The organism is Diaphorobacter limosus, assembly GCF_033100095.1.
In the GTDB taxonomy this organism is placed as follows: domain Bacteria; phylum Pseudomonadota; class Gammaproteobacteria; order Burkholderiales; family Burkholderiaceae_C; genus Alicycliphilus; species Alicycliphilus limosus.
This window is the reverse complement of sequence record NZ_CP136921.1, coordinates 2118901-2144214: the sequence shown is the minus strand read 5'-3', so window position 1 is coordinate 2144214 and position 25314 is coordinate 2118901. Positions and strand designations below refer to the sequence as shown.

Below are 25314 nucleotides of genomic sequence, written 5' to 3'. Positions count from 1 at the left end.
AGGCCATGAGCGCATAATCAATTTCTCGGAACCCATTTATCCAACAAGAATATTTCTTGTGTGGTCATGTTCTTCATGCCGACGGTCATGAATGTGATGTCGGTGAAGGCGACGCTCACTTTTTTCAGGGAGGTGCTGCTGACTTCCTTGGAAAAGGCGCAGATGGCATCACCCGGTGGGATGAGCACCAAGGTGGCGGAATCGTTTGATCGACCAGGAGTCCTGCCCACGCTGGCGGTATAGAGGCTGGCAAGGTCAGAACCCGGGGTGTCCAGAGGCGTCCCATTTATGTATGTTGGGCCTTGCCAATTGTCGTTTTCGTACACAAGGTTGTAGTTGAGCGCTCGCACGCGCAGCGTGGGGTTGGAGTCAGGGGTGAGGCCCTCAGCAAAAGCCAGCAGTACTTTGTAGCCCTGATAGGTAGGGCCTCCCGTAGCGATGATCGTGCAGGCAATAGCTTCTTCTGTCGAAGATTGTAACGATGTGCTGCTGATGTTTAAAAGATCGGCATGAGCAGAGAACGCTATGAATGCCGATGCGGTCAATCCCATCCACTGGTGGTATTTCATTTGATTCCTTCTTGCATCAATAAATAGATACGCAACTCGCCTCTGTCCTGAGGGATGCTACGTGCAGTAATAGTATCAAATTACTGCAACGCAAGATAAAGCCCGTTCCGTGCAAAAATCGTTTGCAAGTTTCCTTTAAAACGTTGCACCTTTCACCTACGCGGCCGACGCCGCTTTGCAAAGTGATCATTCACACCGACGACTTCGCCCCCACATTGAGCAAGCGCATGGTCTCGGCCGCGCCGGCCTCGCCGCAGGAGGAGGCGCAAGAGCGCGCCCTGCGCCCCAAGCTGCTGCAGGAATACGTGGGCCAGGCCAAGGCGCGCGAGCAGCTGGAAATCTTCATAGGCGCCGCCAGGAAGCGCGCCGAGGCGCTGGACCATGTGCTGCTATTCGGCCCGCCTGGCTTAGGAAAAACCACCCTCAGCCACATCATCGCCGCCGAGCTCGGCGTGAACCTGCGCCAGACCAGCGGCCCGGTGCTGGAAAAACCCAAGGATCTGGCGGCGCTGCTGACCAACCTGGAAAAGAACGACGTCCTGTTCATCGACGAGATCCACCGCCTGTCCCCGGTGGTGGAAGAAATCCTCTACCCCGCGCTGGAGGACTACCAGATCGACATCATGATCGGCGAGGGCCCGGCCGCGCGCTCGATCAAGCTGGACCTGCAGCCCTTCACCCTGGTAGGCGCCACCACGCGCGCCGGCATGCTGACCAACCCGCTGCGCGACCGCTTCGGCATCGTCGCGCGGCTGGAGTTCTACACGCCCGAAGAGCTGACGCTGATCGTCATGCGCTCGGCCGGCCTGCTGGGCGCGCCGATAGACGAGGCGGGTGGCGCGGAAATCGCCCGCCGCTCGCGCGGCACGCCGCGCATCGCCAACCGCCTGCTGCGCCGCGTGCGCGACTACGCTGATGTGAAGGGCGACGGGCGCATCACCCTCGATATCGCCCGGCGCGCCCTGGCCATGCTGGACGTGGACCCGCAGGGCTTCGACGTGATGGACAGAAAGCTCTTGGAGGCCGTGATCCACCGCTTCGACGGCGGCCCCGTGGGGCTGGACAACATAGCGGCCAGCATCGGCGAGGAGTCGGGCACCATCGAGGACGTGATCGAGCCCTACCTGATCCAGCAGGGCTACCTGCAGCGCACCCCGCGTGGGCGCATCGCCACGCTGGCCGCCTACCGCCACCTGGGCGTGGCGGCGCCGCAGCAGGGGCAGGGGGGCGGGTTGTTTTGAGACAATGGGCCGCACCGCCCTTCGCAACGGAGTCGATCATGGGAGCACCGAAGCACGCCGCCGCCCGCTACACCTATGGCGAGTACCTGCATTGGCCGGACGATGTGCGCTATGAGCTGATCGACGGGCAGGCCTGGATGATGGCGCCAGCGCCCACCATTGAGCATCAGGACATTGCGGGGGATATTTACTTTCAGCTACGGCAAGCGCTCGAAGGCGCTCCCTGCCGTGTGCTGATTGCCCCGGTGGACGTGCGCCTGCCCCGCAGCGGCGAGGCCGACGACGACATAGACACCGTGGTCCAGCCCGATGTGCTGCTGGTGTGCGACAGCGCAAAAATAGACCGCCGCGGCGTGCGCGGCGCGCCCGACTGGGTGGCGGAGGTGCTCTCGCCCAGCACGGCGGCGCGCGACCAGATCGCCAAGCGCCGCATCTACGAGCGCGCCGGCGTGCGCGAATACTGGCTGGTGCACCCGACGGATCGCACGCTCACCGTGCACTGGCTGGTCGATGGGCGTTACGGCATTCCCGAAATATCCGAACTCAAGGGCAGCACGGCGCTGGCCATACTGCCCGAAGTCGCCATCGCCTGGGATGCACTGGTGGCGCGACTGCCGCCGGTGGAGCCTTGATCGGCCCCAGCGACCAGGGTGGCGCGGCCCGTTGCAGGCTCAATGCTTGTTGTAGATCTGGTCAAAGCTCGCGCCATCGGCAAAGTGATCCTTGTGCGCCTGGGACCAGCCGCCGAAGGCCTGGTCTATGGTCGCCAGCGTGAGCCGGGGGAACCGGGCCGCGTATTGGGCGCGTACCTTGTCGCTGCGCGGGCGGTAGTGGTGGCGCGCGGCGATCTCCTGGCCCTCGTCGGAGTACAGATGCTGCAGATAGGCCTCGGCCAGCGCGCGCGTGCCTTTTTTCTGCACCACCCTGTCCACCACGGCCACGGCGGGCTCGGCCAGCATGGAAACGGAGGGCGCCACGATCTCGAAGCGATCACGGCCGAATTCCTTGAGCGCCATGAAGGCCTCGTTCTCCCAGGCCAGCAGCACATCGCCCATGCCGCGCTGCACGAAGGTCATGGTGGCGCCGCGCGCGCCGCTGTCCAGCACCGGCACGTTGCGGTACAGGCGGGCGACGAAGTCGCGGGCCTGCGCCTCGCCCGCGCCATTGCCAGCGCCGCCGCCCGCGGCGTTGCGCCGGGCGAACTCCCAGGCCGCCAGATAGTTCCAGCGCGCGCCACCGCTGGTCTTGGGATTCGGCGTGATGACCTGTACGCCGGGCCTGGCCAGGTCGTCCCAGTCCTTGATGGCCTTGGGGTTGCCCTTCTTCACCAGAAACACGATGGTCGAGGTGTAGGGCGCCGAGTTGTGCGGCAGGCGCTTTTGCCAGTCGGCCGCCAGCAGGCCCTGGCGCGCCAGCGCGTCGATGTCGCCGCCCAGCGCCAGCGTGACCACGTCGGCGTCCAGGCCGTCGATGACGGAGCGCGCCTGCTTGCCCGAGCCGCCGTGCGACTGGCGCAACTGCGGCCTCTGGCCGGTCTTGGCGGCCCAGTGGCGGGCGAAGGCCTGGTTGAACTCAGCGTACAGCTCGCGCGTCGGGTCGTAGGAGACGTTGAGGAACTGCGCGTCCTGGGCCAGGGCGGGCAGGGGCGGCAGGGCCGCTGCGACCGCTAGGGCCAGGGAATGGCGGAGAAGGTGGCGACGTTGGGTCATGGAATGCGCTTTCTGGGTTGTCTGCATCGGCGTCGGGCACCGAAGAAGCGCATTCTGAAAATCAATCGTCAAAACTGGAAGGAATAAAAATTCAGTTGCTAATTCAAATTCGTACTAAAAAGCGTTTGATCTCAGTGGCGTCCGATTAAAAATCAAACAAAATCAATTGCTTAGAATCTTTGAGCTGACTTTGCGGCAGCGAACGCTACGTCAACCTCAAGCTGGACTTCCTAGAGAAGAATGCCAAGGACGCCTGACTAGGCACATACCTCAGACTGGGCCGCGAACCCTCACCCCCATCCATTTTTTCGCCCGTGCGCTGCATGTGTTCGGTGAACTTCAGGCCTTGGAGCATCTGCTGGACACGCCCAAGGATGAAATCGGCCTGGCGCTGATGGATGAGCAGCTGCCCAAGCGGGTGCGCGGCAAGTCGGGCACCCCCTCGGGAGCCCTGTGATGGCGGCCCCCACGGCGCTGCAGCAGGAGTTTTAGGTCGGCACTGGCAAGGCGGGGCTGGCGCTGGGCACGCTGGTGTACGCCCGGCAGGGGCGGCGCGAGCACTCTATGACCAGGCCTGGCTGAACAACCCGGTGCGCTTTGGCGTATCGGCCGATCTGCCGCTGGTGGCGGGCTACCAGGCGCACAAGGCGGCCAGCGCGCACGATTCAGTCTTTTACGGCGCGCTGGCCGATATCGCCCCGGATGCCTGGGGGCGGAGCGTCATCGCCCGCGACCACGCCAAGCGCCGCCGCGCCGCCCGCAACTGACAGCGCTGGACTATGTGCTGGCGGCCGAGCCCGTGACTAGCGACACAGGCAGGCCCGCAGTCTAGACCGTCCGCCCTGAAAAATCCCCAACCTCTTGATTCACATAGGGAATTTCCTGTTTTCTGAGCGTCAGATTTGCAAGATGATGAATGGCAGATATTGGTTTTCTTGCAAATTTCTCCACGCATCCCGATGGGCCCTCAACCTTCCCAGCCGCAAACCGCCGAGTTGTTCCGTCCACGCCTGGATGAGCTGCTGAACATGCAGCATCCCCTCATCCGCCTGATCAAGAGGGCGAGCTGCGAGCAGGTGATCGTGGACACCACGGTCATGCCCAAGGCCATCGCGCACCCCACCGACAGCCGCTTGCTGGAGAAGAGCCGCCAGCATCTGGTCAAGGCCGCCAAGGCCCATGGCTTGAAGCTGCGCCAGAACTACAACCGCTGCGCCCCCAGGCTGGCCGTACAAGCAGGGCGCTACGCCCATGCCAAGCAGTACAAGCGCATGCGCGAAACCCTGCGCAGTTTGCGCAGCCGGGTGGGCCGGGTGCACCGCGACATTGAGCGCCAACTGCACCAACTGCCCGAGCAGGCGCGCATCAAGGTACGGGAGTTGCTCCAGCGCACGGGCCGCATCCTCACCCAGCAGCGCAAGGACGAGAACAAGCTGTACGCGCTGCATGCCCCCGAGGTCGAATGCATCGCCAAGGGCAAGGCCAGGACGCCCTACGAGTTTGGCGTCAAGGTCAGCATCGCCACCACCTTGAAGGAAGGCCCGGTGGTGGGCATGCGCAGCATGCCGGGCAATCCGTATGACGGTCATACCCTGGCCGAGACGCTGGAGCAGGTGGGCATCCTCACCGGAGCGGACAAGCCCCCGAAGACGGTCATCGTGGACAAGGGCTACCAGGGCGTTGAGGTGCCAGGGGTGCGCATTTTGCGCTCGGGCCAGAAACGAGGCATCACCAAGACCCTCAAGGCGATGATCAAGCGGCGCAGCGCCGTGGAGCCCACTATCGGGCACATGAAGGTGGATGGCCGATTGGCGCGCAACCCGCTCAAGGGCGCCCTGGGCGATGCCATCCATGCCGTGATGTGCGGCGCAGGCCACAACCTGCGCCTGATCCTGGCCGCGCTGCGGCTTTTTTGCGCCCGATTGGGGGTGGCGGTTCAGGAAATTATCGGGCTATTAGCCGACCGGCTGCGCTTTGCGGGGGCGGTCTTTGCTTGAAAACTGAATTGTTCAGGGCGGACTAGACCAGCGCATCAGGAGTGAATCTCATCGCGGCTGTGCTGTTCCAGGTGCTGGGTGTCCGCCCAGCCCACCAGCGTCAGGCCGTTGCCGCCCGTCCACAGCAGGCGGTTGATGGCGGCGTTGGTCAGCTGCCAGGTGCGCGGCGCCTGCAGGTCCAGGCGCGTGGCCAGGCGGTACAGCACGTCCATCACGCCGCCATGGGCCACCAGCACGACCTGCTGGCCACAGTGTCGCGCGGCGATCTCATCGACGGTGCAGGCGATGCGCTCGCGCAGCGTGACGAGGGACTCGCCGCCGCCATCGGGCACGAAATGTGGGTCGCGCTTGCGCCAGCGCAGCGCCTGTTCGGGCGATTCGCGCTCGATCTGCTGGAAGGTGCGGCCCTGGAAGTCGCCAAAGCCGCGCTCGCGCAGGCCGCGTTCGGGCGTGAGGGGCGCGCCCGTGGCCTGGGCCACGGCCTGGGCCGTGGCGTAGGCGCGCTGCAGGTCGCTGCTGTAGATGGCGGCCACGGGCTCGTCGGCCAGCGCCTGGCCGACCTGGCGCGCCTGCCACAGGCCGGTGTCGTTCAGCGGAATGTCCAGATGGCCCTGGATGCGCGTGTCCACGTTCCAGGCGGTCTCACCGTGGCGTATGGCGATGATGCGGGTGGTCTGCATGGTGGCTCTCGGGTGTTCAGAGCAGCGACTTGGCGTTGTCGAGCACGTAGTCGCAGGCCTTTTCTTTCAGGTCGCCCTTGACCTTGTCGAGGCTGAAGCTCTTGCCGCCCGAGCCCGTGACCATGCCCGACAGGCCGCTCAGGTAGCCCTCGTCCTTGGGTTCTTCCTTCTGGCCCAGGCCCATCTTGCCCAGCAGCTGGTTCTTGACCTGTGCGGCCTTGTCGGCGTTCAGGTAGTTGTTCTTCATGCAGTAGGTGATCACGCCGGCAGCGTTGCTGGCCGTGCCCGAACTGGTCAGCCCCAGGGCCGACAGGGCCGACAGGTCGGCGCCGCCGCCGAGCGCGCCGCCCAGGGCCGTGGCGCCAGAGCCGCCCGCGCCCCCGATCTGGCCGCGCAGGGCGTCGCCCAGGCCGGCCGCATGGGTGTTGACGGTCAGGCCGCACAGGCCGGCCAGCAGCAGGCCGCAGAGGGTGTTCTTCATGGTGATTCCTTCCAACAGGGTAGCGGGCGACTCGCCCGGTGCGAGTGCGACACACCACGTTATCACGCCACCGCGGGCGCGAATGTCCCAGTTTGCAAACTACCGTGCGCTCGCCGGTGCTGCAGCCGGAGCCGGGTTTGCGGGCGGCGGCGCGGGGCGGCCCGTGTCGGGCATGACCTCGGTGCGCACGCTGCGCTGGCCCTGCGGCGGCTGCGGAAAGCCGCTGAGTGCCTGGTCGAACAGCACGCCGTAGATGGCGGGGTCGCGCGTCCACACGTCCTCATAGGTGGCCGAGGTTTCATACACCACCTGCTGCGTCGCCGCGTCGCGCAGCACCAGGCTGACCTTGCGGTGGTACAGGGTGGGCGGGGCATCCATCATCCAGTTCATGCCCCAACCCCAGCGCCCGCCGTAGCCCAGGCTCCAGCCCCAGCGGCCGTAGAACGGATCCGGGCCGTAGTAGGGCCAGTTGCGCGGCATGGCGTAGCCGCCCTCCACGCCCAGCAGGGCGATCAGGCGCGGCTGGGTATCGTCGCGGCGCAGGCCGACGCGGGCCAGGGCGGCTTCGGCCTGCGTTTCGATCGCGGCGAAGGCTGTCGCGTGCATCTGCTGCGAGGGCAGGCGCTCGAAGCGGTAGGTGGGCGGGCTGGGCAGGGCGGTCAGGGTGGAGTAGCTGCTGACGTCGCTTTGCACCAGGCGCGGGCCGGCGCAACCGGCCAGCAGGGCCGCGGCAAACAGCAGCAGTGCGGCAACAGGGCGTGACCAGGGCATGGCGAACCTCCGTGGCGGATGGCTATGCCAGCACTATGCCACCGCGTCCGCGCGCCTGCGCACCACCTGCAGCGGCATGGGTAGCTCTTCCTCGTCAAAGGCCGTGTCGCCGTTGGGGTCGGCAATGCCGGTGGCGCGGGCGTTCTTGAAGTCGTGCAGCTTCGGGTCCATCAGGTGGGTGGTGACCACATGGCCCATGGCGCGCAGCATGCTTTCGATGCGGCCGGGGTGTTTTTTGTCCCACTCGCGCATCATCTCGCCCACCACCACGCGCTGCAGGCCCTCCTGGCTGCCGCACAGGTTGCAGGGGATGATGGGGAATTGCTGGTACTGCGCCCAGCGCGTCGTGTCTTTCTCGGGCACATAGCACAGCGGGCGGATCACCACATGCTTGCCGTCGTCGCTCACCAGCTTGGGCGGCATGCCCTTCATGCGACCGCCGTAGAACAGGTTCAACAGCAGCGTGGCGACGATGTCGTCGCGGTGGTGGCCCAGGGCGATTTTTGTGCAGCCCAGCCGGTCGGCCACCGAGTACAGGATGGCGCGGCGCAGGCGGCTGCACATGCTGCAGGTGGTCTTGCCCTCGGGCACCACACGCTTGACGACGCTGTAGGTGTCCTGGTTCTCGATGTGGTACTCGACGCCAATGCTCTTGAAGTACTCGGGCAGCACATGCTCGGGGAACCCGGGCTGCTTCTGGTCCAGGTTCACGGCCACGATGCCAAACTTGACCGGGGCGCGTTTTTGCAGCTTGCGCAGAATGTCCAGCAGCGTGTAGCTGTCCTTGCCGCCGGACATGCAGACCATGATGCGGTCGCCCGCCTCGATCATGTTGTAGTCAAGCACCGCGCGGCCGACCTCGCGGCACAGGCGCTTCTCCAGCTTGATCTGCTCGCGCTCGATCTTGCGGTTGTCGGTGGCGGGCTCTTCGCCAATCCAGTCGGCGGCCTGCAGGGGGGTGTTTTCGGTGATGGTGTTCATGGGGCTTACCACTGTCCGGTTTCGACGCGAATGGCAACTTCGCAGTCATCAAAGATTTCGAGTTTGGCGATTTTGACGCGCACGCCCAGCACGCCGGGCAGCTGCATCAGGCGCTGCGCCAGCTTGCCGATCAGGCTCTCCAGCAGGTTCACATGCTCGGCCGTGCATTCGTCGATGATGATCTGGCGCACCTTGCGGTAGTCCAGCACATGGCGTATGTCGTCGTCGCGCGGTGCCAGCGGCTGGGGGCCCAGATGCAGCTCGGCATCCACCTGTATCGGCTGCGGAGCGGCCTTCTCGTGGGCCAGGATGCCCAGGTTGGCGTCAAAGCGCAGGCCGGTCAGCGTGAGGGCCTGCCGCCCCTCGCCAGGGCGCGAATGATAGGGAAGTTCGGTCACGGCTTCACCAGGGCTTGATGCATACCCGCTCCACGCCGATGGATGCGCTGTCGGGGTAGATGTCGGGCTTGCGCGTGGCCACGCGCACGGCGTGCACGCCATTTTCTTGCAGCAGGGCGGTGGCGATGGCGTCGCACAGGGTTTCCTGCAGCTCGTGGTGCTGGCCGCCGACCTCGCGCGCGATCACCTCGCGCACGAAGTCGTAGTCCAGCGTCTGCGAGATATGGTCACGATCCGCCGGCGCCTGGGCCAGCTTGACGCACAGATCCACGTCGAACCACATGCGCTGCGCGCCCTGGCGCTCGTGCGCATGCACGCCTATGCGCACCGGCACCTCGTGTCGGCGCAGGCTCAAGGCGCGGCATTGCGTGGCCAGGCGCGCGTCCAGGGCGCCGAAGGCGAGCAGTATGGAATTCATGGGCGCGGATTTTCGCCGATGGCAAACATCACGTCGCGCGCCAGGGGCACCAGGTGCTGGCCGTTGTCGGTCTGCAGCGTGCAGCCGTTCAGGCTGGCGTTGCTGGCGATGAACACCGCGCAGCGCGCCACGTCCAGCGGCGCAATCGGCTCGCGCAGCAGGTTCACGCGGCTGGCCTGGTCGAAGTTGTCCTGGGTCTGCGGGCCGCTCAGGTACATCAGCCCCGGCGACAGGCCGCACACGCGCACCAGCGGCGCCAGCGCCTGGGCCTGTAGCTGCACGCTGCGCTCCAGGGCCAGCTTGCTCACGGTGTAAGAGAAATAGTCGGGGTTCAGGTTGTGCACCTTCTGGTCCAGCACGTGGATCACGCTGTGCTGCCCGTGCGTGGCCTCGCCCTGCGCAATCAGCCACGCATGCAGGGCATTGCCCAGCAGCAGCGGCGTGGCGGTGTTGGTCTGGAAATGCCGCAGCAGCATGTCGGCGCTGGCCGTGCGCGCGTCGTCGGCCTCGAAGATGGAGGCGTTGTTGACGATGCAGCGCGGCGCCCGGCCGGTGACGGCCACGCACTGCTGCAACAGGGCAGTGGCGGCATCGGGCCGCGCCAGGTCGGTCGGCACCAGCAGGCATTCGCGCCCCAGGGCGCGCACTGCGGCTTGCGTGCCTTCGGCGCCGGCGAGCGAGGCGCGGTAGTGGCACAGCACATCCCAGCCCGCGGCCGCGAAGGCCAGGGCGATTTCGCGCCCCAGGCGGTGCGCGGCGCCGGTGACGAGGACCCAGTCGGTGTGGTTCATGCGGTCGCTCCTTGGTGCCTATGGCCGGGAAATACAATGCCCGCCATGCCGCGCAGCCCGGCACGCCATGGGCACCACGGCCCCCACAGAGGCGAGGGTCGCGGGGGAAATGAGTTGAAACAATCGCTCATCAGACCAGCGCATGACGCGCGCAAAACCGCAAATTATGACCACCCCCACCGACGCGCTTATCCACCATATCCACCAGCAGATCACCGCCGCCGGCGGCTGGCTGGGCTTTGACCGCTTCATGGAGCTGGCCCTCTACACCCCCGGCCTGGGCTATTACGCGGGCGGTCTGCGCAAGCTGGGCCGCATGCCCGAGGACGGCAGCGACTTCGTCACCGCACCGGAACTGTCCCCCGTCTTTGGCCAGGTGTTGGCCGCCCAGGTGCGTGAGGCGCTGGACGCCACCGGCACGCAGGAGGTCTGGGAATTCGGCGCCGGCAGCGGCGCGCTGGCCGAGCAAGTCCTGGGCGAGCTGGGCAGCAGCCTGCGCCGCTACACCATCGTCGATCTGTCGGGCGAGCTGCGCGCACGCCAGCAGGAGCGCCTTGCGCCCTGGGGCGACAAGGTGGCCTGGGCCGAGCGCCTGCCCGCGTCCATCGAGGGCGTGGTCGTCGGCAACGAGGTGCTGGACGCCATGCCCGTGCAGCTGCTGCAGCGCACGGACGATATCTGGCACGAGCGCGGCGTGGTCACGGGGCAGGATGGCGGCTTTGCCTGGCAGGACCGGCCCACCGATCTGCGCCCCCCCGTCGAGATCGAAGGCGGGCACGACTACCTGACCGAGATCCATGCGCAGGCCGAGGCCTTCATGCGCACCCTGGCCGCGCACCTGAAGCGCGGCGCGGCCTTTCTCATCGACTACGGTTTTGGCGAGGACGAGTACTACCACCCCCAGCGCCACATGGGCACGGTGATGTGCCACCGCGCCCACCGCGCGGACGACGACCCACTGGCTGACGTGGGCCAGAAGGACATCACCGCCCACGTCAACTTCACGGCCATGGCCGTGGCGGCGCAGGACGCGGGCCTCCACGTGCTGGGCTACACCAGCCAGGCGCGCTTTCTGCTCAATTGCGGTTTGCTCCAAAAAATGGAGCTGTTGACGCTTGTCCAGCGTGTGCCAACGGCCAAATTGATACTAGAACATGAAATGGGCGAGCTGTTCAAGGTACTGGCCGTGGCGCCGGGCGAGCCCTGGACGCCCATGGGCTTTGCCCAGGGCGACCGCACGCACAGGCTGTGATCTGGAAAGGATGACCCCATGACCCTCGAAATCGACCGCATCGACCACATCGTCCTCAACGTCGCCGACGTGCAGGCCAGCGCCGCCTGGTATGCCAGAGTGCTGGGCATGGAGCGCGAGGTGTTCGACTCGCGCACCGGCCCGCGCGTGGCGGTGAAGTTCGGCCGCCAGAAGATCAACCTGCGCCCCATGGGTGAGGACACCGTGGCCTGGTTCACCGGCGCCAACCCCATGCCGGGCAGTGACGACCTGTGTTTCATTACCGCCCAGCCTATGCGGCAGGTGCTGGATCATTTCGCCAGCGTAGGCGTTGCGTTGGAGGTGGGACCCGTGGAGCGCACGGGGGCGTTGGGCACCATGCAATCGGTCTATTGCCGCGACCCGGATGGCAACCTCGTCGAAGTTGCCGTTTACTGAATGCTGCGCTGGCTCATCGTCGTCTTTCTGGCCCTGGTGCTGATCAACGGGCTCACGCCCTGGCTCAAGCGCCTGGGGCTGGGGCGGCTGCCGGGGGACTTCCAGTTTCGGCTGTTCGGGCGCGACTGGTTCATTCCGCTGGCCAGCACGCTGCTGTTGAGTTTTTTGCTGAGCCTGGCCGTGAAGTGGCTCTGAGCTTGAAATCTGCGCGATCTGGCCGCAGTTAGGCGGGCAACACGTTTCAAACCCACAGCCATGACCACCCCAGAAGCCCTGCACATCGTCTGCCCTCACTGCCACACCACCAACCGCGTGCAGGCCGCGCAATTGGCGAGCAGCCCCGACTGCGGCAGCTGTCACCAGCCGCTGTTCACCGGCGCGCCTTTGGAGCTGGACGCGGCCAGCTTCGACAAGCAGGTGGGGCGCAACCACATCCCCGTGGTGGTGGACTTCTGGGCGCCATGGTGCGGGCCCTGCCGGCAGATGGCGCCGGCCTTCGCCCAGGCGGCGCGCGACCTGGAGCCGGGCGTGCGCCTGGCCAAGCTCGATACCGAGGCGCATCCAGCCATCGCCGGGCGCTACGGCATCCGTAGCATTCCGACGATGATCATGTTCCGTGGTGGACAAGAGGTGGCGCGCGTCTCGGGCGCCCTGGGCGCGGCCGACATTGCGCGCTGGGTGCGCTCAGTGGGTTGAGGTCGTGCCCAGCCAATCGGCCACGGCGCGCACGCGTGCGGCGTGGATGCGCTCGCCCACCTTGGCGCCTTGCAGGCCCTGCGCGGCGGCCTGCGCGGCAATGCTGCTGGTGACCACCGACTGCACAGCCACCAGCGCCGCGTTGATGCGCGCGCGCTGCGGGTAGGGCGCGTCTTCATAGCCCAGGCGCCCGCGCGCATCGCACTCGCAGGCCAGCAAAATCTCGTCCAGCCGCGCCGGCTTGCGGATCGCGTCGCAGCGCTCCAGCAATCGCACCAGCGTGGCCGCGCCCAGTTCGCCGCTGCGGTGGATGTTGCCGTGCTCGCGCGCCACCACGTCGGCCAGTTCGCGGCAGTCCACGGGCACGCGCAGGCGCTCGGCCACGGCCTGTAGCAGCCGGCTGCTCCTCTGCTCGTGGCCGATGTGGCGCGGCAACATGTCCTGCGGCGTCGTGCCTTTGCCCAGGTCATGCACCAGGCAGGCAAAGCGCACGGCCAGCGGTGCCGAAAGGCGCGCGGCCATGTCCAGCACCATCATGACGTGCACGCCGGTGTCCACCTCGGGGTGGTATTCGGGGCGCTGGGGCACGCCCCACAGGCGGTCGAACTCGGGCAGCACCACGGCCAGCGCGCCACATTCGCGCAGCACCGCGAACATGCGCGACGGCTGCGGCTCCATTAGCCCGCGCGACAGTTCTTGCCACACACGCTCGGCCACCAGGTGGTCGGCCTCGCCGTGCTGCACCATCTCGCGCATCAGTTGCATGGTCTCGGGCGCCACCGAGAAATCGGTGAAGCGCGCCGCAAAGCGCGCCACGCGCAGGATGCGCACCGGGTCTTCGCGGAAGGCATCGGTCACATGGCGCAGCAGGCGCCGTTCGATGTCTTGCCTGCCGTTATAAGGGTCAAAAATGGCCTCAGCGCCCGTACTGTCTGCGCCAACAGCTATTGCATTGATAGTGAGGTCGCGCCGCGCCAGGTCTTCCTCCAGCGTCACGTCGGGCGAGGTCTGCACGACAAAGCCGCGGTAGCCGCGCCCGCTCTTGCGCTCGGTGCGCGCCAGCGCGTATTCCTCGTGCGTCTTTGGGTGCAGAAACACCGGAAAATCGCGCCCCACGGGCACAAAGCCGCGCGCCGCCATGTCCTCGGGCGTGGCGCCGACGACGACCCAGTCGTGGTCATTGACGGGGCGGCCCAGAAGCCTGTCGCGGACGGCTCCGCCTACCATATAGATTTGCATCGAGCGAGTTTAGAGGCGCCGGATTTCCGGCCATCAAATGCATGGAACCTATCGATCAACCTGAGCCCGCATACGCGGAGCCGCAGCGCCAAGTGCAGCGTTGGCTGGGGCGTTGCATGCTTTCATTGCAGCAGTCGGAACGGCTGTTGAAGGCGTTGTTGCATGACGCGGACTTTACGGCAGTCCATTCGGGACGGGCGGGCGAGGGCGCCGCTGCGTTTGAAGTAAGCCGCACGTTTGATAACGAACGCTTGGCCTCCATGACGCTGGGGGGCGCAGTGACGGCCTTTTTTGGCGATGTTGTCACCAATACCGAGGCGCCTTCTGACACAAAGAGAGAGCGCGACTTGCCTGATGACCGCATGTCGATGAAGTTCAGTTTTCGGCAATCGATTTCTTCTGAAGCATTCGAAGCGCTGCAGGCTTCAATGCGCGAAATGGTGGCCCTGCGCAATGAATGGGTGCATCACCTGGTCGATCAGTTTGATCTGTGGAGCCTGGAAGGCTGCGCGCTGGCGCTGGAGGATTTACAAGCGGGCTATGAAAAGGCGGAGCGCTTTCGCCTTGAAATCCAGGGGATTGGCAAAGACATGGTCGCAGCGGGAGAGCAGATGACTGCATTTTTCGCTAGCCCCCAGGGGCGGGCGGCGTTGTTCGGCGACAAGATTCCTTTGGAATCGACCATGTTGCTCGGCGCCCTGCGCGATGCAGTAGCAGGCACTGCACCGGCCAGTGACGGAACCCTGCTGCTCAGTGCCGTGCTGGAGAAATTGCATGCCTTGCATCCACATGAAAAGCCGGAGAACTATGGCTATGCCAGTTGGCCGCAGGTGATTCATGAATCCCGTGTTTTTGGCATCGTGAGGCACGATGCCGAGGGGCGCAAAATTCCACCACGGGTGCGGCTTATCGGAAGCAACAGCCGGCGCGAATGACGAGCACATTGCGAGAATTGCCAAGAACCCCATCCATGTCCATTGCATCTTCACTCACCATCACACAGCTCAATCCCGACGGCAGCGTGCCAGTGCCTACGGCGCCCGATGCTGCGGCTGACGCCGCCGCAGAGGCCCTGCAGCGCGAGGCTCAGTTCGAAGCCTTGAAGGCGCAGGTGAACGGCCTGCAAGAGGTGCTGGCCAAGCCGCTCAATGAAATCCTGGCCGAGCACGACAAGGCGCTGGAATCAGCCGCCGCCTGGGATGCCTATGGCGCCCAGTGGCTCCTGGCGCAGCGCGCCATGCGCCGCGTGGCGCTGGACCTGGCGGCCGCGCAAGGCCTGGACGAGGCGGCGGTGGTGGCCCGGGCCATGGCGTACGCCAACGCGGTGTTGAACACCGAGGAAGAAGACCTGGCCGGCTCCATCGCCCCGCAGCAACTGGCGCATATCGCGCGCCACAAGGCGTACTTGCGCAGGCAGTTCCGCCAGGGGTGACGACGGCTGTCGTTGGTGGCGCGCCTTGCGTTGGGTGCGTCACCTCATGGTCCCGCGACGCATGGCCGCGTGTGGCGCGGCTGGCTCACTTGACCCGGTGCAGCGTGTTGCGATCCGTGTGGTGCATCTCGCCGCCCGTCGCGGCGAGCTGGAGCAGCAGGTCGGATTCGTAGCTGAAGGTGCCGTCGCCGTGCACCTTGAAGGTGGTGACAAAGTCCTTGATCTCGGCGCGCTGCAGCAGGTATTTGTTCTGCACCAGCCCATAGGACGGTGACCCCGGCGTGGCGCGCAAGGTGAAGACCTTGTCGCGTGCATTCGCGTGCCCCCGGCCAGTGCCGCGATGCCGCGGCCGAAGACCACGGCGCGCATGATCTCGCCGGTGGCCTTTTCCCACAGCAGGTAGCCGACCTCGTCGTGGAAGGGGTTCATCGCCTCCTCGCCATGGCGCCAGGCGGTCATCTGGTAGGTCAGGCCTTCCAGCGACTGCTTGCCGTTCTCCTGCTTGGGGATGGGGCGAAACCAGGCCTTTTCAAAGTAGCCGGTCTCGCCCGTCAGATCGTCTTCGTTGTGGTAGGACAGATCCACGCCGACGTTGCCTTCCCATTCACCCACCAGCGGTGTCAAAGGGCCCAGGCGCTGCGGTCCAAGAATTTCTGCCATGGCGTACTCCTTGTCGTTGCGAAAGGTGTACCCAACGTATTCCTTGTGCGTGCGTGTTGCAAACGGCTTGCATGCATCACCGCGCTGACACCCTGGCTATCAGGCGGTCACTTCCACCACCAGCCGCGCGTCGAACAGCGCGTTCTCCACCTTGCCCTCCTTGGCGTAGCCGCGCGGGTTGCACAGCACGCGCGTGCCCTGTACCTGGTAGTCAAAGCTGTCGTGCGTATGCCCGTGTATCCACAGCCGCGCGCCGCTGGCCGCCACCAGGTCCTGCGCGTCCGAGACGAAGATGCCGTTCAGCGGCGAGCCGGCAAAGCGCGGATGGATGCTGTTGAGCGTGGGCGCATGGTGCGTGATGACCACCGTGGGGCCGTCAAACGGCTCGGCCAGCGCAGCGCGCAGCCACAGCAGGTTGGCGTCGTACAGGGCGGCGGCGTCCTGCGGGGTGAACAGCGCGTCGCCGGGCTCGGGGCCCATGCGGATGCGGCTGAAGTCGTACATGAAGCGCTGCGCCTGCTCCATGGCCTGCTGGCGCTGTTCTTCGCTGGCAAAGATGCGAAAGTCGCTCCACAGCGTGGAGCCCACAAAGCGCACGCCGGCCAGCGTGACGCTGCGGTTGTCCAGCAGTTGCACCCGCGTGCCCTGGCTCAGCCGCTGCAGTTCGGCCAGCACCTGGGCGTGGCTGGCGCCGTAGAACTCGTGGTTGCCCGGTACATACAGCACCGGCTTGCCAAAACCCTGGGCCCAGGCGACGGCCTGCGCGGGGCGGGCAATGTCGCCGGCCAGCACGACGATGTCGGCATCGGTCTGCGGGTGCTCCATGCCCTGCACGCCCAGGTGCAGGTCGGACAGGATGTGCAGTTTCATGGACGATGGGCCGTCAGGCGCGGCGGATACGGTAGGGCTCCTCGAAGTCCAGGAAGTCCCGCTCGGCCAGCGCGCCGTCGATCCAGGCCTTGACGCCCGGCAGCTGCTGCACGCGCCGCACATAGTCGGCGATGGGCTGCGGCACGGGCAGGGCGTAGGTCGCCAGGCGCATGCACACCGGCGCGTAGAAGGCATCGGCAATCGTGAACTGGCCGAACAGCATGGGCCCGCCATGCTGCGCCAGCAGCTCGCCCCACATGTCCACCAGGCGCTGCACGTCGGCGCGCACGCCGGCCTGGTCGCGCCAGAGGATGGCGCCGACCTCGGGCAGCCGCGCCTCGATGTTCATGCCGCAATGGCTACGCAGCGCGGCGAAGCCGCTGTGCATCTCGGCCGTCACGCTGCGCGCGCGGGCGCGTGCGGCCTTGTCCTGGGGCCACAGCTGCTTGTCGGGGTAGGTCTCGGCCAGGTATTCGGCAATCGCCAGGCTGTCCCAGATGGCGGTGTCGCCATCCACCAGCACCGGCACCTTGCCCGCGGGGCTGACGGCCTGCAGCTGACGCTTGAACTGCGAGCCGGCATCAAAGCTGTCAAAGCGCACCGACACCTCCTCGAAGGCAATGCCGGCCTGGCGCAGCAGTACCCAGGGCCGCATGGACCAGGAGGAATAGTTCTTGTTGCCTATGTAGAGCTGGAGCATGGGGCATCCCTTTGTGTTGACGCTTCAAAAACAAGAGCTGTCGGCGCTTTGCTGTATTGCGTTACAGCCACTTTTCTTTCACACCGGCCAGACCACGCCGTTGTCATTCAGTATGGCGTCCAGCGGCAGGTCGTGCGCCTCGGGCTCGAATTCGTCCAGGTAGCCGTGGGTGTATCCCAGGCCCACGGTGGTGGGGCGCGGCTGCAGCGTGGCCAGGGTACGGTCGTAGAAGCCGCCGCCATAGCCCAGGCGGTAGCCGCCCGGCCCGTAGCCCACGCAGGGCACGAACAGCAGCGTGGGGTGGATGGGCTCGGTGTCCTTGGGCTTGGGGATGCCGTAGGCGTCCTCCTCCATCGGGCAGCCCGGGTACCAGGCGTGGAAGGTGAGGGTCTTGTGCGCCTTGTTCACCACCGGCAGGCCGATGCGGCGCAGCTGGGGCTGGTCCAGCAGCTCGCCGTCCTCCTTCCAGCGGTGCAGGGCCGGTAACGGGTCGAACTCGCCCTTGATGGGCCAGTAGGCGCCGATGACGGTGTCTGGCCGGTCCACCAGCCAGATGCGCATGACGCTTTGCAGCTGGTCGGCGCGCAGCAGCCGGTCGGGCAGGCTCAGGCGTTGTGCAATCAAATCGCGGCGTAGGGCTGCTTTGTCCATCCGATAATTCCCCCCATGCAATGGCTCAAGATTCTGACACCCCTTCTGACCACGGCGGTGCTCGCCGCCTCCGCCCCCTGGGCGGCGGCGCAAAACCGTGGCGACGACACCTTGCTGGAGATGCAGCAGGCCTTTCGCAAGGGCGACAGGCAAAGGCTGACCACGCTGCTTCCTGGCGCGCGCGGCCATGTGCTGGAGCCCTGGGCCGCCTACTGGGAGCTGCGCGCACGTCTGGACATGGCCCAGCCCGCCGAGGTGAATGCCTTTCTGCAGCGCTGGGCCGGCAGCTACCAGGAAGACCGGCTGCGCAACGACTGGCTGCTGCTGCTGGGTCAGCGCCGTGACTGGGAGCAGTTTGCCGAGCTGCACCCCCACTACCGCATGGGCGACGACCGCGAGGTGCGCTGCTACGCCCTGGCCATAGACCAGATCAGGGGCCAGGCCGCGCAGGACGCCGGCGCCGAGGTGCTGCGCAACTGGTACGCCCTGCGCGACATGGACGACGGCTGCGCCAACGCCGCCGCCGAGATGCTGGCCGCCAGGCAGGTCAAGCCGCTGGATATATGGCGCAAGGCGCGCCTGGCCGCCGAGGCCAACCGCCTGCGCGTGGCGCGCAAGGCGGTGGAGGTCGTCGCCCCCGAGGCCCTGGCGCCGCTGCGCGAGGCGCTGGACGCGCCCGCCAAATACCTCAAGGGCCACGCCACGGCACGCGGCCGTGAGCGCCAGGAGCTGGTGGTGCTGGCCCTGATACGCATGGCCGTGAGCGACGCCGGTGTCGCAGCCGGCCTGCTGGAGAACAAATGGGGCGTGCACCTGTCGGCCGAGGAGCGCAACTGGCTCTGGGGTGTGATTGGCAAGCAGGCGGCGCTGGCGCTCTCGCCCGATGCCGCCGGCTACTTTGGCAACGTCAGCCGTGACGCGGATCTGAACGATGACCTGCTGGCCTGGAAGGTGCGCGCCGCGCTGCGCGCCGGCCAGTGGAAGCAGGTGGGCCGCGCCATCGACGCCATGAGCCCCACAGCGCGCCAGGACAGCACCTGGACCTACTGGAAGGCGCGCTCGCTCACGGCGGGCCGTGCCGGCGACGAAGAGCGCGCCCAGGCGCGTCAGCTGTATGAGCGCATCGCCGCCAGCACGGGTTTTTACGAGCAGCTGGCGCTGGAGGAGCTGGGCGAGCGCGTCACGCCGCCGCCCGCGCCCGCGCCGCTCACCGATGCGGAGAAGGCCGCCGCGCGCGCCAATCCTGGCCTGCAGCGTGCCCTGTACGCCATCGCCATGGGCCTGCGCGCCGAGGGCGTGCGCGAATGGAACTACAGCACCAACCTGCACCAGGCCGGCGGCATGGCCGAGCGCGAGCTGCTGGCCGCGGCCGACCTGGCCTGCCAGCAGCAGGTGTGGGACCGCTGCATCAACACCAGCGAACGCACCAAGACCGTGATCGACGCCGGCCAGCGCTTTCCGATGCCGTTTCGCAGTGCCGTAGTCGAGCGGGCGCAGGGCGTCGGCCTGGACCCGGCCTATGTCTATGGCCTGATCCGGCAGGAAAGCCGCTTCATCATGGACGCGCGCTCCGGCGTGGGGGCCTCGGGCCTGATGCAGGTGATGCCGGCCACGGCGCGCTGGACGGCCAAGAAGATCGGCCTGACGGGCTTTACGCCCAGCCAGATCAACGACCGCGACACCAACATCACCATCGGCACGGCGTATCTGAAGCTGGCGCTGGACGACTTTGACGGCTCCATGCCGCTTGCCGCCGCCGCCTACAACGCCGGCCCGGGCCGCCCGCGCAACTGGCGCAACGGCCCGGTGCTGGACGCCGCCATCTGGGCCGAGAACGTGCCCTTCAACGAGACGCGCGACTATGTCAAGAAGGTGCTGGCCAACACCGTGAACTACGCCGCCATCCTGACCGGCGCGCCGCAGTCGCTCAAGAGCCGCCTGGGGCAGGTCGGCCCACGCGGATCGGGCGAACCGGAGCCGAACAAGGATTTGCCTTGATTACTATTTAATTTATAGCTTTTGGCGCTTTGTGGGTGGGCGCTGCGCCTGGTTTCAAGCCACATCGTCGCCGCGCGCTGCGGCCTTGCGGCCGGTGAACATGGCGCGCACCAGGTTTTCGCGGTGCGCGCGGCTGGTCCACAGCATGCCGGCGATGTGCAGGGCGACGAGCGCCAGCAAGGCCCAGGCCAGCGCCTGGTGCAGGTCGGCCAGCCAGCCGTAGCCCCAGAACATGTCGGTGGTGTAGAGCCAGCCGGTGAAGCCCAGCGCGCCCAGGTTGGCCAGCAGCGCCAGCACCATCCAGCCGCCCAGCGGGTTGTGGCCTATGTAGCGCGGCGCGCGGCCGGCGACGGCGGTGCGGGCGTAGGCCAGCGTGACGCGCGGACTGCGCACGAACTGGGCAAAGCGCGCGTAGTGGCTGCCGGCAAAACCCCAGGCCAGGCGCGCGGCCAGCAGGGCGATGGCGCCATAGCCTATGTATTCATGCAGCGGGCCGGTGTCGTCGCTGCACCACCAGGCCAGGGCCACGGCCGCCACCTGGCCCCAGTGCAGCAGGCGCACCGGGGCGTCCCAGACGCGCATCACTCCTCGACGCGCTCAAGCGTCTTGGGGTCGAAGAAGGCCTCCACGCGCTTGCCGTCCGGGGTCTTGGCGTAGACCTCGTAGCAGCTGTCGGTCTTCTCCATGCGGCGGATCTTCCAGCCCTCCTTGACCAGCTTTTGCTCCAGCTCGGTGTGCGGGCGCCATTCGGACTTGGGGTGGGGCGGGCATTCGACCTTGCCGTGGGCAAAGGCGGCGCTGGCGCTGGCGGTCAGCGCCAGGGCGGCGATGGTGTGGATGATGGTTTTCATGGGATTTCCTTGTGGGGTCAGGGCCTGGCCCAGCGGCGCAGCAGGTTGTGGTACACGCCGGTGAGCTGGATCAGCCGCATGTCATCGGGCGCGACCAGCGGCGTCATCTGCTGGATCGACTGATCCAGGTCGAACAGCAGGGTGCGTTCGCCCTCGTCGGCCACCAGGCTCTCGATCCAGAAGAACGAGGCCACGCGCGCGCCGCGGGTGACCGGCGTCACGCGGTGCAGGCTGGTCGATGGGTAGAGCACCATGTCGCCGGCGGCCAGCTTCACGCTTTGCACGCCAAACGGGCCTTCCACCTCCAGCTCGCCGCCCTCGTATTCCTCGGGCTCGGCCAGGAACAGCGTGCATGAGAGGTCGGTGCGCATCTGCTGGTTGCTCCCGGGCAGATACATCAGCGCGCTGTCGACATGCGCGCCGTAGGTGCCGCCGCCTGCATAGCGGTTGAACTTGGGCGGGTAGATGGTGCGCGGCAGCGCGGCGCTGATGAACAGCGGCGTGGCGCCCAGGCGGCGCAGTATCTGCTGGCCCAGGCGCTGGCAGAGTTCGCTGCGGTCGTCGATCTGCTGGTTGTGCTTGACGGCCTTGGACAGCGTGCCGGCGGTGGCGGCGCCGTCGTCCCAGTGGGCGGCGTCCAGCTCGGCGCGAAACTGGCGCACTTCTTCCTTGGTGAGGACTTGGTCGATGGAGATCAGCATGAGGGTGTCAGGCAGTTGGGGGTGGTATCGGCAAGGGTGGCGCAGCCGGCCTGGGCCATGGCGGCCTGCAGCTCCTCGACGAGCAGCTGCAGCATATGCGCCACGCCCAGGGCGCCGGCCACGGCCAGGGCGTAGATCTGCAGGCGGCCGACGAGCACGGCGTTGGCGCCCAGGGCCAGGGCCTTGAAGGCGTCCTGGCCGCTTCTCACGCCGCCGTCGAGCAGCAGCGGGTAGTCCGCGCCCACGGCGGCGCGGATGGCGGGCAGCTGTGTGAGAGAGGCCGGTGCGTCGTCCAGGCTGCGCCCGCCGTGGTTGGAGACGATCAGGCCGGCGCAGCCCGCTGCCTGCAGCTGGCGTGCGTCGTCGGGGTGCAGCACGCCCTTGACCCACACCGGCAGCGGGCTGGCCTGCAGCAGCCAATGCAGATCGTCCCAGGTGGGGGCGTGGCGCATGGCGCCCTGGAAGATGCGGCTGCTGCCATCCTGCAGCGCCACCGGGGCGCTTGGCGGATAGCCGCGCAGATTGGCCGCCACGCAGTCAGCGGGCAGCACAAAGCCGGCCGCCAGCGCGGCGCGGCTGGCCAGCTGGATGCTGGCGTCCAGCGTGACGACGATGGCCGCGTAGCCCGCGGCCTGGGCGCGCGCGAGCAGATCCAGCGTGTGCGCGCGCTCGGGCTGCAGGTACAGCTGGAACCAGCGCGCCGGCCCGCTGGCGGCGGCAATTTCTTCGAGCGTGCAGGACGAGAGCGTGCTGGCCACCAGGCAGCTGCCGGTGGCGGCGGCGGCGCGCGCCGTGGCGATTTCGGCGTCGGCATGCGCCAGGCGCTGGTGCGCCACCGGGGCCAGCAGCAACGGGTGGGGCAGATCCAGGCCGCCCAGCGTGATGCGGCTGTGGCCGGAGCGCATGTCGCGCAGCAGGCGCGGCAGTACGGCCCAGCGGGCAAAGGCGGCGCGGTTGGCTGCCACCGCCCGGTCCCAACCGCAACCGCCGGCCACATAGGCGTAGCGGCCGGCGTCCATGGATTGGACGGCCAGCCGCTCGTAGTCGATGGCGTTCCAGACGCCGGGGGGAATGCTGTTCATTCAGGTTGGGCGTTCAGCGTCTTGCGTTGAGCGGTATTGCGCAAAACGCCCAACGCATCACGCTTAACTATCAAAAATATAGCTTTCAGCGGTTATCCAGCAACCGCTGGAAGCCGATTCGCCTGACTATGGACATGTCGCAGATGCCCCTCACCCCTCCCTCTCCCCAAAGGGGCGAGGGCGACCGGTTGCGCCGGCATTACTCCCTCTCCCTCTGGGAGAGGGTGGGGGTGAGGGCTCGCGGCTCCGTCTGAGACATGTGCCTAGTCAGGTCGATTCGATCTTAGAGATCCAGGTTGAGCGTCAGGCGCACGGCGCGGGCGTCACCCTTGTACAGGAAGGCGCCCGAGCGGTACACGGCGGTGTAGTAGTCCTTGTCGGTCACGTTCAGCACGTTCAGGCGCAGGTCGGCATGCTTGTTGATGCGGTAGGTGGCGAACAGGTCATAGACGCTGAACGACGGCACGGGCTGCGAGCAATGGCCCTGGGCGTTGAAGCCGGCGCCGGTATCGGGCTGGCCGCCGCAGCGGTTGCTCTCGTAGCGCGCCACCGCGCCCAGCGCGAAGTTGCGCGTGAACTGGTACTTGCCCTGCACGGCGAAGCTGCGGTCGGCAAAGTTGGCCAGCGGCCGGCCGACGTTGCTGGCGGTGGCCGACTTCAGCACCTTGGACTTCATGAAGGCCGCGCCGGCCTGCACCTGCAGGTCGCGCGTCAGGTTGCCGGCCAGACCGAACTCGATGCCGCGCACGCGGTTCTTGCCGGTGTTGAAGGTGCCGGCGGTGTTGTAGTCCGCCCCCTCCATCACGTCATCCTTGGTGGTCTGGAACATGGCGGCGGTGGCCAGCAGCTTGTCGTCCAGCAGGTTCCACTTGGTGCCCAGCTCGATGTTCTGCGAGGTCTCGGGCTTGGCGCCGGCGGCGCTGCCGTTGAAGATCACCAGGCCGCCGTAGCCGGCGCTGGTGCCGGTGTCGGGCTCGCCGCCGTTGATGTCCTGCGCCGTGCCGTAGCTGGCGTAGACCATGCCCATGGGGTTGATCTTGTAGCTCACGCCCAGGTGGCCGTTGACCAGGGTGTCGTTGAAGCCGTAGTTGCCCGTGATGGCGCCGGTCTGGTTGTTGCGCGTGTCCAGCGTCAGGTCGTAGTGGTCGGCGCGCAGGCCGCCAAATAGCGTCCACCTGTCCGTCAGGTCCACCGTGTCCATGGCCGACAGGGCAAAGGTCTTGACGCGCCAGTCGCGCGTCCAGCCGAGGCGGTCGTAGCTGCGGCCGGCCAGGTTGCCCAGGTTGGGCAGGACGTTGCCGCTGGCGTCGGTCAGGCAGAAGCCATTGTTGGGGCCGGCGCCTGCGGCGGTGCGGCAGTTGGGCGTGCCGCTGGTGGTGACGCCGTAGTTGCCGGACACCACCTTGTGGTCGGTGTACTCGAAGCCGAAGATGAATTCATGCTTGAGGCCGGCGATCTCCTTGTCCCAGCGCAGATTGTCCTGGTGGGCAAAGTACTTCACCTCCTGCCAGCCGGTGTGGCCGCCGTCCAGGGCCGGGCGTTGGGCGTTGGCGTTGAACGAGGCGCCGGTGGTGGCGTAGCCGTTGTCCGACTGGCCGTAGCGTGTCAGGCTGGTCAGCTTGAGGTTGGGGGCGAAGCGGTAGGCGATGCGCGCGGTGACCGTGTCCACGTCGGAGTTCACGAAGTCGTTGCTTTGCGCATAGACCGGCACGCCGCTGGCCGGGCGGCGGTTGGGCGTGGTGCCCATCAGGAAGCCACCCAGATCCGGGCGCTTGTCCTTGGCGCGCAGGCCGTAGTAATCCAGCGTGACCGACAGGTCGCTGTTCAGCTCCCACAGGCCGGACAGCGCCAGGCCGTCGCGGCGGCGGCGCGACGGCGAGCGGTCGGGCACGTCCTCGCCCGCGGTCAGCACATTGGCGCGCAGGGCGAAGCTGTCGCTGAAACCCTTGTTGGCGTCCATCGTCAGGCGGTGGTGCTTGTCGGTGCCCACGCCGGCCGAAATGCGCGTGAAGTCATAGTCCAGCGTGGCCTGCTTGGTCACGGCGTTCACCGCGCCACCGGCCGAGCCGCGCCCGGCAAAGCTGGAGTTGGGGCCCTTGGAGATTTCGACCTGCTCGATGGCAAAGCTCTCGCGCGTGGTCATGCCGGGGTCGCGCAGGCCGTCCACGAACACGTCCGAGCGCGCCTCCTGGCCGCGGATGATGTAGCGGTCGCCAAAGGCGTTGCCGTTCTCGCCCGTGCCCAGGGTGATGCCGGGCTGGGTGGCCAGAATGCTCTTCAGGTCGGTCTGGCCGGAGTCGCGGATGGCCTCGCCCGTCACCACCTGGATGGTCTGCGGCGTCTCGGCCAGCGGGCGCGTGTGGCGCGTGTCGGCCGAGGTCTTGGCCTTGTAGGGCGCGCCCACCTCGGCGTTGGGGTTGGGGTCTATGGCCTGCTCCTGCACCGTCACGGCGGGCAGGGTGTGCACCGGCGCGGGCGCCGGTGCCTGCTGGGCCATGGCCGACAGCGGCAGCAGCGCGGCGGCCATGCGCAGGCTTTTGGGTTTCTTCAGGGCGGAAAAGGGTGGCATGTGCGTCTCAACAGTAGCGGAATTTCGGGCCGGATTATTATTGCAAATCAATCGCATTTGCAATAATCGACGCGAATAAGTCGCATTCACCGGGTGATGGCTGGTTCGTCGGCGGTGTGATGTTGCTGTCAGGCAACGTGGGTTGACGCCTGGGGTGCTT

General features: G+C 66.8%; 30 protein-coding genes and 2 pseudogenes. 12 read left to right on the top strand and 20 right to left on the bottom strand.

The window, feature by feature from the left end:
- Positions 1-17 precede the first annotated feature (17 nt).
- Positions 18-569: a hypothetical protein gene (locus P4826_RS10375; protein WP_317700339.1), complete on the bottom strand. Its 552-nt coding sequence runs from the start codon at positions 567-569 to the stop codon at positions 18-20.
- Positions 570-751: 182 nt separating this feature from the next.
- Between P4826_RS10375 and ruvB the strand changes: the two genes are divergently transcribed.
- Together ruvB and P4826_RS10365 are read left to right on the top strand one after the other, a co-directional pair.
- A complete protein-coding gene (ruvB, locus tag P4826_RS10370) occupies positions 752-1810 on the top strand; it encodes a Holliday junction branch migration DNA helicase RuvB (protein WP_317700338.1) in 1059 nt (352 codons plus the stop codon).
- A 38-nt stretch (positions 1811-1848) separates the two neighbouring features.
- Complete coding sequence (locus P4826_RS10365) at positions 1849-2442, top strand: Uma2 family endonuclease (protein ID WP_317700337.1); 594 nt, start codon at positions 1849-1851, stop codon at positions 2440-2442.
- 39 nt (positions 2443-2481) lie between these two features.
- Here P4826_RS10365 and P4826_RS10360 read toward each other — a convergent pair whose 3' ends face one another.
- The gene (locus P4826_RS10360; RefSeq protein WP_317700336.1) at positions 2482-3519 is read right to left on the bottom strand and encodes a sulfate ABC transporter substrate-binding protein; all 1038 of its coding nucleotides are present in this window, start codon (positions 3517-3519) and stop codon (positions 2482-2484) included.
- Positions 3520-3844: 325 nt separating this feature from the next.
- On the opposite strand from P4826_RS10360, the gene P4826_RS10355 reads away from it, so the two are divergent.
- The 3 genes and pseudogenes from P4826_RS10355 to P4826_RS10345 all read left to right on the top strand — a co-directional run.
- Positions 3845-3976 (top strand): DNA-binding protein, encoded by a 132-nt coding sequence (locus P4826_RS10355; protein WP_425605161.1) that lies wholly within the window; start codon positions 3845-3847, stop codon positions 3974-3976.
- 133 nt (positions 3977-4109) lie between these two features.
- Positions 4110-4286 (top strand): hypothetical protein, encoded by a 177-nt coding sequence (locus P4826_RS10350; RefSeq protein WP_317700335.1) that lies wholly within the window; start codon positions 4110-4112, stop codon positions 4284-4286.
- A 282-nt stretch (positions 4287-4568) separates the two neighbouring features.
- Positions 4569-5516 (top strand): annotated as a pseudogene (locus P4826_RS10345) (IS5 family transposase); the annotation flags it as partial.
- 35 nt (positions 5517-5551) lie between these two features.
- Here the strand turns inward: P4826_RS10345 and P4826_RS10340 are convergent.
- From P4826_RS10340 to P4826_RS10310, 7 genes are all read right to left on the bottom strand, one after another.
- On the bottom strand, positions 5552-6196 hold the full coding sequence (locus P4826_RS10340) for a histidine phosphatase family protein (RefSeq protein ID WP_317700333.1): 645 nt from the start codon (positions 6194-6196) through the stop codon (positions 5552-5554).
- A 16-nt stretch (positions 6197-6212) separates the two neighbouring features.
- Positions 6213-6677, bottom strand: a complete 465-nt coding sequence (locus P4826_RS10335) for a YjjA family protein (protein WP_317700332.1) — start codon at positions 6675-6677, stop codon at positions 6213-6215.
- 99 nt (positions 6678-6776) lie between these two features.
- Positions 6777-7448, bottom strand: a complete 672-nt coding sequence (locus P4826_RS10330) for a DUF4136 domain-containing protein (protein WP_317700331.1) — start codon at positions 7446-7448, stop codon at positions 6777-6779.
- A 33-nt stretch (positions 7449-7481) separates the two neighbouring features.
- Entirely contained in the window at positions 7482-8429 is a 948-nt protein-coding gene (gene ttcA / locus P4826_RS10325) for a tRNA 2-thiocytidine(32) synthetase TtcA (protein ID WP_317700330.1), read from the bottom strand.
- Between the two features lie 5 nt (positions 8430-8434).
- Complete coding sequence (locus P4826_RS10320) at positions 8435-8827, bottom strand: dihydroneopterin aldolase (protein WP_317700329.1); 393 nt, start codon at positions 8825-8827, stop codon at positions 8435-8437.
- A gap of 4 nt (positions 8828-8831) precedes the next feature.
- Positions 8832-9245, bottom strand: coding sequence for a dihydroneopterin aldolase (locus P4826_RS10315; protein ID WP_317700328.1), 414 nt, complete (start codon positions 9243-9245; stop codon positions 8832-8834).
- The gene (locus tag P4826_RS10310) at positions 9242-10036 is read right to left on the bottom strand and encodes an SDR family oxidoreductase (RefSeq protein WP_317700327.1); all 795 of its coding nucleotides are present in this window, start codon (positions 10034-10036) and stop codon (positions 9242-9244) included. The genes P4826_RS10315 and P4826_RS10310 overlap by 4 nt, the downstream gene beginning before the upstream one ends.
- 166 nt (positions 10037-10202) lie before the next feature.
- Between P4826_RS10310 and P4826_RS10305 the strand changes: the two genes are divergently transcribed.
- From P4826_RS10305 to trxC, 4 genes are read left to right on the top strand one after another with little or no spacing between them, the layout of a single operon-like run.
- Entirely contained in the window at positions 10203-11288 is a 1086-nt protein-coding gene (locus P4826_RS10305) for a class I SAM-dependent methyltransferase (RefSeq protein WP_317700326.1), read from the top strand.
- 18 nt (positions 11289-11306) lie between these two features.
- Positions 11307-11705: a VOC family protein gene (locus P4826_RS10300; RefSeq protein WP_317700325.1), complete on the top strand. Its 399-nt coding sequence runs from the start codon at positions 11307-11309 to the stop codon at positions 11703-11705.
- Positions 11706-11900, top strand: coding sequence for a DUF2905 domain-containing protein (locus P4826_RS10295; RefSeq protein WP_317700324.1), 195 nt, complete (start codon positions 11706-11708; stop codon positions 11898-11900). It begins immediately after the preceding gene.
- A gap of 60 nt (positions 11901-11960) precedes the next feature.
- Positions 11961-12401, top strand: a complete 441-nt coding sequence (gene trxC / locus P4826_RS10290; RefSeq protein WP_317700323.1) for a thioredoxin TrxC — start codon at positions 11961-11963, stop codon at positions 12399-12401.
- Here the strand turns inward: trxC and P4826_RS10285 are convergent.
- Positions 12390-13640, bottom strand: coding sequence for a multifunctional CCA addition/repair protein (locus P4826_RS10285; RefSeq protein ID WP_317700322.1), 1251 nt, complete (start codon positions 13638-13640; stop codon positions 12390-12392). The genes trxC and P4826_RS10285 overlap by 12 nt on opposite strands.
- Positions 13641-13681: 41 nt before the next feature.
- Between P4826_RS10285 and P4826_RS10280 the strand changes: the two genes are divergently transcribed.
- Entirely contained in the window at positions 13682-14575 is an 894-nt protein-coding gene (locus P4826_RS10280; RefSeq protein ID WP_317700321.1) for an LOTUS domain-containing protein, read from the top strand.
- A 35-nt stretch (positions 14576-14610) separates the two neighbouring features.
- The gene (locus P4826_RS10275; protein WP_317700320.1) at positions 14611-15072 is read left to right on the top strand and encodes a hypothetical protein; all 462 of its coding nucleotides are present in this window, start codon (positions 14611-14613) and stop codon (positions 15070-15072) included.
- A gap of 85 nt (positions 15073-15157) precedes the next feature.
- Here P4826_RS10275 and P4826_RS10270 read toward each other — a convergent pair whose 3' ends face one another.
- The 5 genes and pseudogenes from P4826_RS10270 to P4826_RS10255 all read right to left on the bottom strand — a co-directional run bounded on the left by P4826_RS10270 (position 15158) and on the right by P4826_RS10255 (position 17953).
- Positions 15158-15364 (bottom strand): hypothetical protein, encoded by a 207-nt coding sequence (locus P4826_RS10270; RefSeq protein WP_317700319.1) that lies wholly within the window; start codon positions 15362-15364, stop codon positions 15158-15160.
- Between the two features lie 83 nt (positions 15365-15447).
- Positions 15448-15732 (bottom strand): annotated as a pseudogene (locus P4826_RS19715) (heme-binding beta-barrel domain-containing protein); the annotation flags it as partial.
- Between the two features lie 99 nt (positions 15733-15831).
- Positions 15832-16602, bottom strand: a complete 771-nt coding sequence (locus P4826_RS10265; protein WP_317700318.1) for a metallophosphoesterase — start codon at positions 16600-16602, stop codon at positions 15832-15834.
- A gap of 13 nt (positions 16603-16615) precedes the next feature.
- Complete coding sequence (locus tag P4826_RS10260; RefSeq protein ID WP_317700317.1) at positions 16616-17302, bottom strand: glutathione S-transferase family protein; 687 nt, start codon at positions 17300-17302, stop codon at positions 16616-16618.
- A 78-nt stretch (positions 17303-17380) separates the two neighbouring features.
- Positions 17381-17953, bottom strand: a complete 573-nt coding sequence (locus P4826_RS10255) for a 5-formyltetrahydrofolate cyclo-ligase (RefSeq protein ID WP_317700316.1) — start codon at positions 17951-17953, stop codon at positions 17381-17383.
- Between the two features lie 15 nt (positions 17954-17968).
- On the opposite strand from P4826_RS10255, the gene P4826_RS10250 reads away from it, so the two are divergent.
- Positions 17969-19951, top strand: a complete 1983-nt coding sequence (locus P4826_RS10250) for a lytic transglycosylase domain-containing protein (protein WP_317700315.1) — start codon at positions 17969-17971, stop codon at positions 19949-19951.
- A 54-nt stretch (positions 19952-20005) separates the two neighbouring features.
- Here P4826_RS10250 and P4826_RS10245 read toward each other — a convergent pair whose 3' ends face one another.
- The 5 genes from P4826_RS10245 to P4826_RS10225 all read right to left on the bottom strand — a co-directional run bounded on the left by P4826_RS10245 (position 20006) and on the right by P4826_RS10225 (position 25154).
- Positions 20006-20533 carry a cytochrome b/b6 domain-containing protein gene (locus tag P4826_RS10245; protein WP_317700314.1) on the bottom strand — a complete coding sequence of 176 codons (528 nt, stop codon included), beginning with the start codon at positions 20531-20533 and terminating at the stop codon, positions 20006-20008.
- A complete protein-coding gene (locus P4826_RS10240; protein WP_317700313.1) occupies positions 20533-20802 on the bottom strand; it encodes a PepSY domain-containing protein in 270 nt (89 codons plus the stop codon). The genes P4826_RS10245 and P4826_RS10240 overlap by 1 nt, the downstream gene beginning before the upstream one ends.
- A gap of 17 nt (positions 20803-20819) precedes the next feature.
- Positions 20820-21503 (bottom strand): Fe2+-dependent dioxygenase, encoded by a 684-nt coding sequence (locus P4826_RS10235; RefSeq protein ID WP_317700312.1) that lies wholly within the window; start codon positions 21501-21503, stop codon positions 20820-20822.
- Positions 21497-22585, bottom strand: coding sequence for an alpha-hydroxy acid oxidase (locus tag P4826_RS10230; RefSeq protein ID WP_317700311.1), 1089 nt, complete (start codon positions 22583-22585; stop codon positions 21497-21499). The genes P4826_RS10235 and P4826_RS10230 overlap by 7 nt, the downstream gene beginning before the upstream one ends.
- Before the next feature lie 283 nt (positions 22586-22868).
- Positions 22869-25154 (bottom strand): TonB-dependent receptor, encoded by a 2286-nt coding sequence (locus P4826_RS10225; protein WP_317700310.1) that lies wholly within the window; start codon positions 25152-25154, stop codon positions 22869-22871.
- Positions 25155-25314 lie beyond the last annotated feature (160 nt).